A 14,505-nucleotide genomic window follows, 5' to 3' on the forward strand; every position below is an offset into this window, starting at 1 on the left:
AACAATGATCGATTATGCATGGCTTATACCGATTTTCCCGCTTGCCTCGTTTTTTTTACTCATTATATTTGGAAAGAAGTTAAGAGAAGGAAGTAGCTTACTTGGTATCTTTTTCACATTTCTTTCCTTTGTGGGTGCGGTGGTTGTATTAGTAGAACGCTTTTCATCAGAAACAGTAAAACATACGTGGTTATGGTTACGAGTCGGTGATGTAGATCTTTCGTTCGGATTTGAGGTTAATGCACTGAATGCCTTAATGCTCTTTATCGTTACACTTGTGAGTTTCCTTGTACATGTGTATTCGAAAGGATATATGCAAGGGGATGAAAGGTTGCCGACATTTTATTCATATCTAGGGCTATTTACATTTGCGATGTTAGGGCTAGTCATTTCAACGAATTTATTGCAGCTTTATATATTCTGGGAGTTAGTTGGACTTGGTTCATTTTTACTGATTGGTTTTTACTTCTTTAAGGAATCCGCGAAGGCAGCTGCAAAAAAGGCGTTTATTATGACGCGTATTGGCGATGTTGGTTTATTTATTGGGATGATTCTACTCTTCTGGCAAGCGGGCAGCTTTGAGTACGAGGCCATCTTTAAAGCGGTACAAATGGGAGAAGTCTCTCCTTTTATGATTACATTCACAGCGATTTTAATTTTTATCGGCGCGATGGGGAAATCAGGACAGTTTCCGCTGCATACTTGGCTGCCAGATGCGATGGAAGGGCCAACACCTGTCTCGGCACTTATTCATGCGGCGACGATGGTTGCAGCTGGCGTGTACTTAGTCGCGACGATGTTCCCGCTGTTCGTGGCAAGCTCTGTGGCAATGCAAACAGTGGCAATTGTGGGTGCCTTTACTGCAATCTTTGCTGCTTCCATCGGGCTCGTGCAAGCGGATATAAAGAGGGTTCTCGCGTATTCTACGGTCAGTCAGCTCGGGTATATGATGCTTGCGCTTGGCTCCGCAGGTTATGTGGCTGGCGTCTTTCATTTAACGACACATGCCTTCTTTAAAGCACTCCTTTTCTTGGCGGCGGGAAGCGTGATTCATGCGGTGCATACGCAAAACATTAATGAAATGGGCGGCTTACAGAAGAAGATGAAAGTAACAGGAGTCCTTTTCTTAATGGGTACGCTTGCTATTAGCGGTGTTCCGCTTTTTTCAGGATTTTTTAGTAAAGATGAAATTTTAGCGGCGGCGTGGATGCGCGGCAATTATGTTTTGTTCGTCCTTGCAGTGATCGCGGCGTTCTTAACAGCATTTTACATGTTCCGATTATACTTCCTTGTTTTTACAGGGGAAGCAAAGACGAAGGCGGAAGTGCATGAATCTCCGCGCGTTATGACATTTCCAATGATTGTTCTCGGCGTCTTTGCTGTTTTAGCAGGTTACATCAATACGCCGTGGTTTGGAACATTTCTTGGAGATTGGCTGACAAAGAATGTTCCATTTCAAGTGGAGCCAAGTCATGGCCCGGCTTGGATTATGATTGTTGCGACGCTCGTTTCGTTTGCTGGCATTCTCTTGGCATACCTTATTTACGGAAGACAATCCATTCCTAGAGATTGGGCTGGAGGACAAGGAACGGTCCTACATGACCTGCTTGTGAAAAAGTATTATGTAGATGAAATCTATAATATGACTTTAGTGCCACTAGTAAAAGGAATTGCCTATGTGTTTCGTTTGTTTGAAGTATATATTGTGGAAGGAATTGCTCAGTTAGTTAGAGGTATTGTTAAAGGAGTGAGCGGTGCTGGTTCGAAACTTCAAAACGGGAATGTACAAGTATATGGAACTGTGACTGCTATTTCTCTAGCAGCATTAGTTATCATTCTATTATATACAGGGGGGTATTGGTAATGAATGCAATATTATTATCGTTTTTCATTTTCTCCCCACTCCTTGGTATCTTCTTCCTTGCATTAACACCAAAAACGGAAGTACGTGCCGTGCGCGGACTTGGCTTGTTTGGGACAGTGCTCCCGCTTGGGATGGCTATCGTCCTAGCTAGTACATATGCTTCTGGGAAGAGCTTATCGATATTTGCAGAAAAGATAAAATGGATTCAATTTGGGAATTTTCCCGAGATAGATAAAAAGATATTTTCCATTTACTATGAGCTTGGTATCGATGGGTTTTCACTTGTTATGATGCTACTCACAGCACTTTTAGCAACACTTGCGGCGATTACAGCATTTTCAATTCAAAAAAATATAAAAGGATTTTATATGCTGTTATTAACGCTTGAAGTGGGAATGCTTGGTGTCTTCGCTGCCGAGAACTTATTTTTGTTCTTTATCTTCTTCGAGATCACATTACCTCCGATGTTTTTGCTCATTGGGAAATGGGGCAAACTTTCGAGCGAAAAATCTGCTTATAGTTATTTAATATATAACGGTATTGGTTCAGCCATTTTACTCATTGTTTTTTCAATCCTCTTTGCAAAAACAGGTACGACAAACTTTACAGCGTTAAAAAATATTTTAACCGGAGCAGAGCCGACGCTTTTAAGTGGAGTTTCAAGCGCGTTGCAACAAGGGTTATTTATAGCGCTTATGATTGCTTTTGCGATTAAGCTACCGATTTTTCCTTTGCATCGCTGGATGGTGAATGTGCATGTAGAAGCGCATCCTGCGGTAGTTATGTTACATGCAGGTGTCCTGTTAAAAATCGGGGCGTACGGTATTGTGCGCTTTGGGAAAGGGTTATTTCCAGATCAGTTTCAAAATTTTGCAATGCTGCTAGCGATACTAGGGGTAATTAATTTGTTGTACGGTGCTTTTCTTGCATTGATTCAAACAGATTTTCGGAAGGTACTCGCTTACTCCAGTATTTCACATATGGGGATCGTCTTGATGGGACTTGCGGCACTGAATGCATCTGGCGTGCAAGGGGCATTATTTCAAGTTGTCTCCCACGGCTTAATTGCCGCATTATTATTCTTCTTGCTTGGCATCATTGAAGAGCGCTTTGGCACATCTGACATTACAAAGCTTGGCGGCTTGGCAAAACAAGTTCCCGTGCTTAGCGGTTTCTTATTAGCAGGGAGTATGGCCTCGCTTGGTCTGCCAGGAATGTCAGGGTTTGTTAGTGAGTTCCTTGCTTTTCTCGGTTTATTTCAAGGAAAGCCAATTGTAGCGGCCGTTGGTGCACTTGGCATTATTTTAACGGCTGTATATGTCCTAAGGGCTACACTTCAAGTGACATTTGGAAAACGAGAATTAGAGGCGAAACCGGATATTCGCGGCTGGGAGTACGTTCCGGTTCTTCTGCTACTTATATGTATTATAGCGGTTGGCGTAATGCCAGAATTGCTTGGGGAGCCGCTTCAAAACACATTGAAAACATTGGGGGTGAAGTAGGATGGATATGAATACATTGCTTAGTTTGCCTTGGCATTTAATGGTGCCAGAGTTCATCGTTCTTTTGGCGGCCATCCTTCTCTCTCTTCTTGATTTGTTTTGTAAGCTGAACCGTAAGTACTTAGCATTTGGAGCAATTGGCGCCGTCATCTTATCATTAATCGCATTGATTATGCTTTACAGTGAACCAGCTGACACCATTTTAAATGGTTCGTTTGTATTAGATGGATTTTCAAAAGGATTTAAAACATTATTATTACTTAGTGCGATTCTCATCTTATGTATGGCGATAAGCGATGATAGAAAGGAACCTATTCAAGATAAAGGGGAGTATTATTACCTATTTTTAATGACACTTCTTGGCGCAATGTTTATGGCATCCAGCATCGATTTTATTACCCTCTTTATCGGTTTAGAGCTACTGTCACTTTCTTCTTACATTTTAGTAGGAATTCGGAAGAGAAATTGTGCTTCAAATGAAGCGGCAATGAAGTACGTGATTAATGGAGGAATTGGAACGGCTATTACGCTCTTTGGAATGAGTTATTTATATGGCATTACCGGATCAACCAATATAGTTGATATGCAGCGTATACTTACGCAAGGTGTGGCCGGAGGTATTCAGCTTTTGTTAGCACTCTCATTCTTGTTATTGCTTGTTGGTTTATCATTTAAAATTGCAACGGTACCATTTCATATGTGGGCACCGGATGTATATGAAGGAGCAGCGACACCTGTCACTGCCTTTCTCGGAACAATCTCCAAAATCGCTGGCTTTATTATGATTATTCGTTTGTTCCTTATGACGTTTTCTAGTATAACGATTGAGGGAAAGGAACAATCCTTGTTTAGTCATATGAGTGTATATATTGCAGTCTTAGCTGGTATTACAATGATTATCGGTAATATAGTGGCGTTAAAACAATACAATGTGAAGCGTTTATTTGCTTATTCAGGCATAGCGCATGCTGGGTATTTACTTGTTCCGCTTGCAGCACTATCGCCGTTTACGATGGACAGCATGTGGTTTTATATACTCGCGTACATGTTGATGAACATAGGAGCATTTGCAGTGATTCATGGATTAATCTTACAAAGTGGAAAGGAAAGTGTAACGATTTTCTCAGGTTTGTACAAACGCTCACCATCTATTGCCGTGATGATGACAATCTTTATTTTATCCTTGGCTGGTATTCCAGGGACGGCTGGTTTTATTGGAAAGGTAAATATTTTCTTGGGAGCGTTTATTGTAGAACCATCTCATTATATATTGGCATCTGTCATGATGGGCACAACGGTCATATCATTTGTGTATTATTTCCGTATTTTACAGCAAATGTTTTTCCGGACAGGGAATGAGGATGAGAAGATACATCTGCCAATTAATTTAAAAATCGTGATTAGTTTTTGTGCAATTTCAATCGTAATACTAGGGATTTTACCGGCAATTGGTTACAATTTCTTTTATGAATATTTTCCTTTAATGAAAGATTTCTTCTTTACAGGGAACGTGGTACAATAGTTAAAATAAAAAGTGTAGGGTGGTCACTCTACGCTTTTTATTGTGCGTAATGACGCAAGAAGGAACGCTGATAGGTATTGTGTAATCTCTTCTCATTATATGAAAGTGTGAGGATGATTTCGTATTGCCTGTCCGAGCGGGAAAAAGTGTGGTTTTCATTCATATGGGATCGTTATACATCCTAGGTGGTGGAAAGCTAAACAAAAGGGGTCGGTTTTTTGGCACAACTTTTAGGGCAACAAGCACTGATTGCAATTGTTTCGCATCTATTGTTTATTACCATTACATGGTGGGCCTTACAAGGGATTCATATCGAGCGCCTGATGAAATCTGGAAAGGTATTGCAAACAAGGATTCTACTTATTCTTGTAACGATTGCAATTGGAACGTCTGTCAGTAATTTTTTTCTTGATTATTTAGGCTATTCGAAGAGTTTAACGTATTTAGTAAAGTAAGTGTATAGAACCTCATATCTCCGTGAACAATGGGGATAGGAGGGGATGAAATTGAAAAGGTTCCAAACAATTCTTATTGTTGTCGTAAGCATTGTCGTATTCTTAGTGGGATATAAAGAGATAAAACCCATAACTGATGAAGAGAAGATGGAGAGCATGATCGCAGCTCTTGAAAAAAATGGCGCAAAAGTGGAGCGATGGTCATGGCTAGCACGAGAAACCAAAACCATTTCTAATATACATACGTTTCAAAAATTGTTAAACGATGTGAAAGAAAAAACAAATATTCAAAAGTGGGAATTGGAACAGTCTCACGATGGATATAAAGCAACAGCATACAAAAAATTTTCTTCTCATGAAGAACGAATAGTAGTCACTTGGAGTAAGGAAAATACTAAAGAAAACACTTTCATTATCTATGAGGTAAGCGGGGCAAAATGGGACCCTAAGAACATTCGAGAAATGGATACAATTTTTAGTACAAAACCTATAATTTACACTTGTGTTCAGGGTGTACTGAATGATAAGATTGAAGGTGTTTTGCAAAATAAAACCAATCAGGTTTTGAAAGATCTTTCAGCAAGAGCGATCGAAAAGATAGAAGAAAGAGCATTTGTGTCAGTCTCGGCATATAATAAAAAGTGGAATGACGCTCTTTCAACAAATAGAGAGAAAATGAATGTGCAAATAGCAATACGTTCTACAGACAACAAAGATACAATTGTGGTTGGCACACCGATCATAACTTCTGAGTATTGAATGAATAGATATTGAAAAAAGGACACGGAGGGGAATAAATTGGAAAAGATCATCGTCCGTGGCGGAAAGCGGTTGAACGGCACAGTGCGTGTTGAGGGCGCAAAAAATGCTGTATTACCTATAATCGCTGCAGCCCTATTAGCGAGTGATGGAAAGAATGTACTATCTGAGGTACCAGTTTTGTCTGATGTATACACAATCAATGAGGTATTACGTCATTTAAATGCTGAAGTCGTATTTGAAAATAACCAAGTAACAATTGATGCTTCAAAGGAATTAAATATTGAAGCACCATTTGAATATGTACGTAAAATGCGTGCGTCTGTTCAAGTAATGGGGCCATTATTAGCACGTAACGGTCGTGCTCGCATTGCACTTCCTGGTGGATGTGCAATTGGTTCACGTCCAATTGATCAACATTTAAAAGGCTTCGAAGCAATGGGAGCAAAAGTAAAAGTTGGTAATGGATTTGTTGAGGCGTATGTAGACGGACAATTACAAGGTGCGAAAATTTACTTAGATTTCCCAAGCGTAGGTGCAACAGAAAATATTATGTCTGCTGCTACATTAGCAAAAGGGACAACAATACTTGAAAACGCAGCAAAAGAGCCAGAAATCGTTGACTTAGCAAACTTCTTAAATGCAATGGGAGCGAAAGTACGCGGAGCTGGAACTGGAACGATTCGTATTGAAGGCGTTGATAAATTATATGGTGCAAACCATTCTATTATTCCTGACCGTATTGAAGCAGGAACATTTATGGTTGCAGCGGCAATTACTGGTGGAAATATCTTAATTGAAAATGCTGTACCAGAACATTTACGCTCTATTACAGCGAAAATGGAAGAAATGGGTGTTCAAATTATTGAGGAAAATGAAGGTGTACGTGTTATCGGCCCAAGTAAATTAAAAGCCGTTGATATTAAAACAATGCCTCATCCAGGATTCCCAACAGATATGCAATCACAAATGATGGCATTATTATTACATGCTGACGGAACAAGCATGATTACAGAAACGGTATTTGAAAACCGCTTTATGCATGTTGAAGAATTCCGCCGTATGAATGCTGATATTAAAATTGAAGGCCGTTCCGTTATTATGAATGGACCTAACAACTTGCAAGGGGCAGAAGTAGCAGCAACTGACTTACGTGCTGCAGCGGCATTAATCCTAGCTGGTTTAGTATCAGAGGGTTACACTCGTGTAACAGAATTAAAACATCTTGATCGTGGATATGTAAACTTCCATAAGAAATTAGCTGCATTAGGTGCAACTATTGAACGTGTAAACGAAAAAGTAGAAGAAGTGAAAGAACAACAAATTTCTGATCTTCATGCGTAATTGAAATAGTCTCTATGTCTTTTGACATAGGGGCTATTTTTTTAATTATTACTGTTATAGTCAATAAATCTTAGACTTATGCATGTCTCGTTGAAATATTTAGAAAATTTTTTGTTTACAAAGAGGTTTTGATGTAGGTTGTTTTCACAGAAGAAGTTCCCCTGAGTATGTTCTAAAAGTCTCAAATGCTCCATAAGAATGAAATGAGTCTAATTTTATATCGGGGGAAAAAGATGAAAATTTCAAAGCCGCTTTTCATTACAATAGCGCTCTTAATAGCGCTCGTCATCATTATACCAGCCGTACTTGTCATTCCGTTTACGAAAGCGAAAGTAAGCCAGCCGTCTAAAAATCCTCCAGTCGTACAAAATGTGCCAGCTCCTGAGAAGGCAAATACTGCTGTCCAAGTTACTGTGTATCGTAATGCTCAAAAGAAGGTAGAAACGATGCCGCTAGAAGAGTATGTTACAGGTGTAGTAGCTTCTGAGATGAATGCTAGCTTTGAAGTGGAGGCATTGAAAGCGCAGGCATTAGCAGCGAGGACATTTATTGTACAGCGCATGCTAAGCGGCACTAAGAAAAATAATGCGGATGTGACAGATACGGTTAATGATCAAGTGTACAAAAGTAAAGAAGAGTTACAGAAGACATGGGGTAAGGATTATGAGAAAAATTTGAAGAAGATTGAAGAAGCTGTGTCCAAAACAGCCGGACAAGTTTTAACTTATGACGGTAGTCCCATTACAGCGTCATTCTTCTCAACAAGCAATGGCTATACAGAAAATGCTGCTGATTATTGGGGGAACGACTATCCTTATTTAAAGAGTGTAGATAGTCACTGGGATCAAGCTTCCCCGAAATTTACAAGTGAGCAAACCTTTACTGTAGATGATTTTCAAAAACGTCTTGGTGTAAAGGTACTTACGAATGGAAAAGTCGGTACTATTAAAGAACGTACAGAAGGAAAACGGGTCAAAGATGTAGAGTTTCAAGGAAAAACGTTAACGGGAAAAGAAGTGCGAGAAAAACTAGCTTTACGTTCTTCTGACTTTGCATGGAAACAACAAGGGAGCAACATAATCATCACAACGAAAGGTTTTGGTCATGGCGTTGGCATGAGTCAGTATGGTGCGAATGGAATGGCGAAAGAAGGAAAAGGGTACACAGATATTGTTGCTTATTACTATAAAGGCATCGAAATTAAAACGCTAAACGATTATGAAGGAAAGTTAATGGCGAAGAAATAGGTGTCAGGATATCCTGACACCTATTTTTTGTCATTTTTTGTAGAAAACAAAAGAAAGGTTGCCAGTTTTTGTCTAGTTGCACTATGTTATAATACAGTTGTATGAGTATATATAAAATAATAACAGGGGGCATGGATGATGATGATGGACGTACCACTTCTCATTCCCGCAATGATGGAACGGGCGGAGAAGTATTTTTCGAAAAAGGAAGTTGTCTCACGGACTGCATCGCGTATTCAAACATTAACATACGGAGAGATTGCGAAGCGGACAAGGCGGCTTGCTAGTGTATTAAATAAAATGGGAATTGAAACAGGGGATAAGGTTGGGACAATTGCTTGGAACCACCACCGTCATTTGGAAGCGTACTTTGCGATTCCAGGAATCGGTGCAGTGTTACATACGATTAACCTTAGGCTCTCTGCGGATCATATTTCTTATATTATTAACCATGCTGAAGACAAAATTATTTTTGTTGATGAAGACATGGTGCCTGTATTAGAAAGCATTCAACATGAACTACCTCACGTGAAAGCATTTATTATTATGACGGATGATCACGAACTACCTCACACAACACTATCACCAGCATATCATTATGACAAACTACTTGAAGAAGGCGACGAAACATTTCCATTTATCACGAATTTAGATGAAAAAGAACCTGCAGGGATGTGCTACACTTCCGCAACGACAGGAAAACCGAAAGGCGTTGTGTACACACATCGTAGTATTGCCCTTCATAGCTATGCGCTCGGCCTTGTAGATGGCGGAAATATATCGGAAGTAGACACATGTATGCCTGTTGTTCCGATGTTCCATGTTAACGCATGGGGGCTTCCATTTGCCAGTACATGGTTTGGTACAAAGCTTGTTTTACCAGGACCACACTTTACTCCGGAAATTTTAGCGCAGCTTATTGAACGTGAGAAAGTAACGATTACTGCTGGCGTACCGACAATCTGGATTGGCTTATTACAGGAGCTTGAAAAGTATCCGTACGATATTAGCAGTGTTCGGACAATATGGTCGGGCGGATCAGCGGCACCGAGAAGTATGGTTCGTACTTATGAAGAAAAATATGAAATTGCTTTCCGGCAAATATATGGAATGACAGAAACAAGTCCAGCTGTTGTCATTAACTGTCCAAAATCATATCAGCATGATTTACCGAAAGAAGAATATTATGATTTACGCTCCCGCCAAGGATATTTACTTCCGGGCCTTGAAATGAAAGTAGTTGGCCAAGAAGGTGAGATTAAGTGGGACGGTGAAGAAATGGGAGAACTTTGTCTTCGCGGTCCATGGATTGCTGGCAGTTATTATAACGATGAACGCACAGAAGATTCCATGAAGGATGGCTGGCTGCATACAGGGGATATTGTAACAGTTGATCCGGAAGGGTTTATTAAAATCGCTGATCGTACGAAAGACTTAATTAAAAGCGGTGGTGAGTGGATTTCCTCCGTCGATTTAGAAAACGCCTTAATGGCACATGACAAAGTACTAGAGGCATCTGTCGTTGCGGTTCCGCATGAAAAATGGCAAGAGCGTCCTGTCGCTTGTGTTGTGTTAAAAGAAGGACAAGGAGTAGACCAAGAAGAGCTGTATGCTTTATTAGAAGCGCAGTTCCCAAAATGGTGGATGCCAGATGACATTTTATTTGTTGAGGAAATCCCGAAAACATCCGTCGGAAAATTCTTAAAAAGAGCGCTTCGTGATCAGCTCAAGACTTATATGGTGAAGCAGTAATAATCGTTTTGTGTGTCACTCGCTTTCGAATATATTAGCGTTTCGGCATCGCTTATCGACTATTCGACAAAAAGGAGCTAATTCAAATTAGCTCCTTTTTAATTTAGGGATAAACATGGTTCATCACCGTAACATGGGGTTGATTTTTTGAAAAAGAATCATTTTTCATACAAGGAACGGAGAGTGGCGACTCCTGCGGGAATAGCGAGGAAAGTGAGACCCCGCAGGCTTGCCGAGGAGGCTCGCTCTCGCCCGCGGAAAGCGTCCACTCGGAGTGGAGTGTACATCTATCTATATGTCAACCATGTCTTTTGGTGATGAACCATAAACATCATAATTTCCATTAATTGTTTGGTATAATGAAATAAAAAATATCTGGAGGAAAAAGGATGGCGTTATTGGAGCTAAAACAATTGGGGAAGACGAATCAGTTACCGGCGATTGAGCTGGAGATTGAAAAGGGACAATGTGTTGTACTGCAATGTAATAATCATGTCGCTAAGGTTTTGCACCGTATTATAATCGGTGAGGAAGAGGCTTCTACAGGGAGTATTTTATTTGAGGGAGAAGTAATTGGAAAGAGAGTGTATTCGCGCATTGGTTTTTGTTTTTTAAAAGATGAAGCGTACGATCGCTTAAAAGTGAAAGAATATTTCGTCTTTTTGGCCGGATTGTATGACTCAACTATTAGCATAGAGGAAGTTGTCCAGTATGTTGGTTTACTAGACAAATTGAATGTCAAAATAGAGAAACTATCTTTTTCTGAAAAACGCCGTCTTCATATTGGCCGGGTCATGATTCATAATCCGGATTTAATTATTTTCGAAGAGCCAGAACAAAATGTAGATATAGAAAGTACAATTATCATTCGAAAAGCGATTATGAAGATGAAAGAACAAGGGAAGGCCATCTTTATTACATCATCTTTCTTATCGGATGCACTTTCTGTAACAGAAGATGTGTATATATTGAATCAAGATGGCGTGAAAAAGGTGGAAATTGAGCAGGACGAAGCTGAAGAGATTGATGAAGAAAAAATTGTTCAAATGATTCCACAAATGAAGCTCGAAAGAATACCAGCGAAAGTGAATGACAAAATCATTTTGCTTGACCCAATGGAAATTCATTTCATTGAAACACAAAATGGAACGACGTATATTCATCTTCACGAAGGTGATTTTGTATGTGCTTTAACATTAAGTGAATTAGAAGAGAGATTAAAAGGTTTCGGATTCTTCAGATGTCATCGTTCTTATCTTGTGAATTTGCAGCGTGTACGAGAAGTGATTACTTGGACTCGTAATAGTTTTAGTTTAATTTTAGATGATGAACGAAAAAGTTCCATTCCACTTTCTAAAGGGAGAATGGATGAATTAAAAGGTGTAATTGGACTATAAATAATGCTCCATTGAGCTAAAAATAGGATTCATTCACCGGTAAAAATACTCCTTTTACCGGTATTTTACTGCGTAATCCCTTTGTTTTTCATATGATTGAGTCAAGAAAAGCGAAACAAACAAACGAAAGTCGCTGAAGCGATTTCATCTATAAAAGAAAAACAAAGGGGATGACGAAATGACATTGGCAATTGAAATGAAGGATGTAATGAAAAGCTTTAATGAAAAAACAGCACTTCGAAATGTAAATATTGAGGTGAAGCAAGGAGAGATTTTCGGATTTCTTGGGCCGAGTGGATCGGGGAAAACAACGACAGTAAAAATGTTAACTTCCCAATTACTTCATAGTTCTGGAACAGTGAGAGTGCTAGGGAAAGATATTACTGGTCCAAGCAGCATCGATTATAAACGAATTGGTATTTTAACAGATAACAGCGGCCTATATGAAAGACTCAGTATTTATGATAACTTACTATTATTTTGCGACTTATACGATTGTAAAAAAGAACGAATTGATGAAGTGCTATCACAAGTGAACTTATTAGAAGATAAAAAAACACCAGTAAAGAAATTATCAAAAGGGATGAAGCAGCGCGTAACGTTAGCAAGGGCAATCCTGCATAAACCAGATATCCTCTTCTTAGATGAACCAACATCAGCACTTGATCCAGTAAACGTCCAAAACATTCATAAAATCTTAAAAGACTTAAATAAAGAGGGAACCACTATTTTCTTAACAACGCACAATATGGACGAAGCAGAAACGCTTTGCAATCGCATTGCCTTCTTATATGGAGGGGAAATTGTAGCGCTCGATACACCAGAAAATCTCCGTTTACAATATGCAAAAGACAAAATTGAAGTCGTGTTAAAAGATAAGCAAAAAGAAACTGTACAAAAAGATGAATTAGGCGCAAAACGTATTTCAGAATGGATGAAAAAAGGCGAATTACTGTCGATTCATTCTTACGAGCCAACTTTAGGCGATATCTTTATTGAAGTTACTGGGAGGGGATTATAATGACATTTTCAATGAGACGATTTTCAGCTATTTTTCGGAAAGAGGTACAGGATTTTAAAACAAATTCGCAAACTTTAATTATGATGGCAATGCCAATCTTCTTTGCAATACTATTTAGTCGGTCAGATAATTTTCGAGAAGTCGGGGCAAGTATGTTAATTACGATGACATTAGTTTTTGTTGGTGGGTTTATACAAGCGATGCTCATTGCTGAAGAAAAAGAAAGAAGTACGCTTCGCGTTCTTATGTTATCGCCAGCTTCGTCTATCGAAGTATTGATTGGTAAAAGTTCATTAACGGGTATGATTACAATTGCAATTTGTTTTATTAATCTACTTATTTTAGGAAAGCTAGAAGGCAATATTGCATTATTACTACTTATCTTTGTCCTTGGAATGTTACTATTTAACCTTATTGGTACTTGTATTGGATTACTTGCTCAAAATGTACCTCAAACGTCAACAATTGGATTGCCGATATTAATGGTATTTCTTCTTGGTGATTTTATAGGAATGTATGTGAAGAATGAAGTTGTTACAAAAACAGTTGAGTATTTACCGACTCGTCATATCGGTATTGCAGTTAGTAGTGTAATAAAAGGAGAAGGTTTTAGTGCAATTACTAGTAATTTATTGAACATAACAATCTGGTTAGTTGTAGTACTTGCTATTACTCTCTTCGTGTATAGAAAGAAACAAATAGACTAAAAACTGAGCCAAAGCGCTCAGTTTTTTCTTTTTTCATCATTTCCTCGGAAATTTTTCGTTTTATATACATATTTTTACGGATTTTGTCGAAAAGTAATTAATTATAGGTTGTATAGGATGAATGAATATTGTTCAAAATGATTGCTGAGGTGATGATAGAATGCGAGGAAGGAATAATAAAAAGTCGCGAAAAGTAGTTCATTTATTTCAAAGAAGATGGGTGTTCCCGGCACTATACATTGCTTGTGCAGCGGTAATCTTATCTGTTGCTCTATGGTTCCAGGCAGCTAATCCGAAGAAAGCGCCTAACCAAGATCAAGCAACGCCGTATACACAAACGGAAGATCCAGGAATTCCAGTAACGAAGTCTTCAGAAGTTGTGAAGATGCCAGCTGCAGCGAATGCAGAAGTTGTTGTACAGAAGAAGTTTTATGAGGATGGAGCACCGGAGAAGGAGCAAGAACAAGCACTTGTCTTTTATAACAACACATATTCTCCAAATAAAGGAATCGATATTGCTGCGAAAAACGGGAAAGAGTTCGATGTTACAGCTGCTTTAAGTGGTACAGTAACAAAAGCGGAAAAAGATTCATTACTTGGTTATGTTATTACAGTGGATAGTGGCAATGGTCTTGCAACATCTTATCAAAGCTTAGGCAGTGTAAAAGTAGAAAAAGGTGCAAAGGTTGCACAAGGTGAAGTATTAGGTAAATCCGGTCTAAGTGCAATGAATAAAGAAGCAGGTTCTCATGTTCACTTTGAAGTACGTAAAGATAATGTGGCCGTAAACCCAGAGCGTTACTTAAATAAATCAGTAACAGAAATTAAAGCAGATGCAAGTGCGGCGAAAGCAACAAATGGATCTGCAAACAAAACTGATGACAAGCAGAAAAAAGAAGATAAATCCACAAATAGTAAGCCTGAAGAAAAAGGGC

General features: G+C 39.0%; 12 protein-coding genes. All 12 read left to right on the top strand.

The features are described from left to right. Positions 1-4 precede the first annotated feature (4 nt). Entirely contained in the window at positions 5-1,864 is a 1,860-nt protein-coding gene (nuoL, locus tag V7183_RS01380) for an NADH-quinone oxidoreductase subunit L (protein WP_335358470.1), read from the top strand. After that, positions 1,864-3,366 carry an NADH-quinone oxidoreductase subunit M gene (locus V7183_RS01385; RefSeq protein ID WP_097899225.1) on the top strand — a complete coding sequence of 501 codons (1,503 nt, stop codon included), beginning with the start codon at positions 1,864-1,866 and terminating at the stop codon, positions 3,364-3,366. Before nuoL ends, V7183_RS01385 begins: the two co-directional genes overlap by 1 nt. Before the next feature lie 7 nt (positions 3,367-3,373). Continuing rightward, positions 3,374-4,888, top strand: a complete 1,515-nt coding sequence (gene nuoN, locus V7183_RS01390; RefSeq protein ID WP_276308064.1) for an NADH-quinone oxidoreductase subunit NuoN — start codon at positions 3,374-3,376, stop codon at positions 4,886-4,888. Between the two features lie 218 nt (positions 4,889-5,106). Further along, on the top strand, positions 5,107-5,343 hold the full coding sequence (locus tag V7183_RS01395) for a DUF1146 family protein (protein WP_003202077.1): 237 nt from the start codon (positions 5,107-5,109) through the stop codon (positions 5,341-5,343). Positions 5,344-5,388: 45 nt separating this feature from the next. After that, a complete protein-coding gene (locus tag V7183_RS01400) occupies positions 5,389-6,102 on the top strand; it encodes a YwmB family TATA-box binding protein (RefSeq protein ID WP_097899223.1) in 714 nt (237 codons plus the stop codon). A 39-nt stretch (positions 6,103-6,141) separates the two neighbouring features. After that, a complete protein-coding gene (gene murA, locus V7183_RS01405; RefSeq protein ID WP_097899222.1) occupies positions 6,142-7,446 on the top strand; it encodes a UDP-N-acetylglucosamine 1-carboxyvinyltransferase in 1,305 nt (434 codons plus the stop codon). A 233-nt stretch (positions 7,447-7,679) separates the two neighbouring features. Further along, positions 7,680-8,693 carry a stage II sporulation protein D gene (gene spoIID / locus V7183_RS01410; protein ID WP_097899221.1) on the top strand — a complete coding sequence of 338 codons (1,014 nt, stop codon included), beginning with the start codon at positions 7,680-7,682 and terminating at the stop codon, positions 8,691-8,693. 138 nt (positions 8,694-8,831) lie between these two features. Then, positions 8,832-10,445: a long-chain fatty acid--CoA ligase gene (locus V7183_RS01415; protein ID WP_098198161.1), complete on the top strand. Its 1,614-nt coding sequence runs from the start codon at positions 8,832-8,834 to the stop codon at positions 10,443-10,445. A 389-nt stretch (positions 10,446-10,834) separates the two neighbouring features. After that, a complete protein-coding gene (locus tag V7183_RS01420; protein WP_335358471.1) occupies positions 10,835-11,842 on the top strand; it encodes a LytTR family transcriptional regulator DNA-binding domain-containing protein in 1,008 nt (335 codons plus the stop codon). 178 nt (positions 11,843-12,020) lie between these two features. Continuing rightward, positions 12,021-12,863, top strand: coding sequence for an ABC transporter ATP-binding protein (locus V7183_RS01425; protein WP_335358472.1), 843 nt, complete (start codon positions 12,021-12,023; stop codon positions 12,861-12,863). Beyond that, on the top strand, positions 12,863-13,570 hold the full coding sequence (locus tag V7183_RS01430; protein ID WP_097899217.1) for an ABC transporter permease: 708 nt from the start codon (positions 12,863-12,865) through the stop codon (positions 13,568-13,570). Before V7183_RS01425 ends, V7183_RS01430 begins: the two co-directional genes overlap by 1 nt. Positions 13,571-13,730: 160 nt before the next feature. Next, a partial coding sequence (locus V7183_RS01435) for a M23 family metallopeptidase (RefSeq protein ID WP_097963178.1) occupies positions 13,731-14,505 on the top strand: 775 nt, incomplete at its 3' end.

It is taken from the genome of Bacillus sp. JJ1127 (genome assembly GCF_036965845.1).
In the GTDB taxonomy this organism is placed as follows: domain Bacteria; phylum Bacillota; class Bacilli; order Bacillales; family Bacillaceae_G; genus Bacillus_A.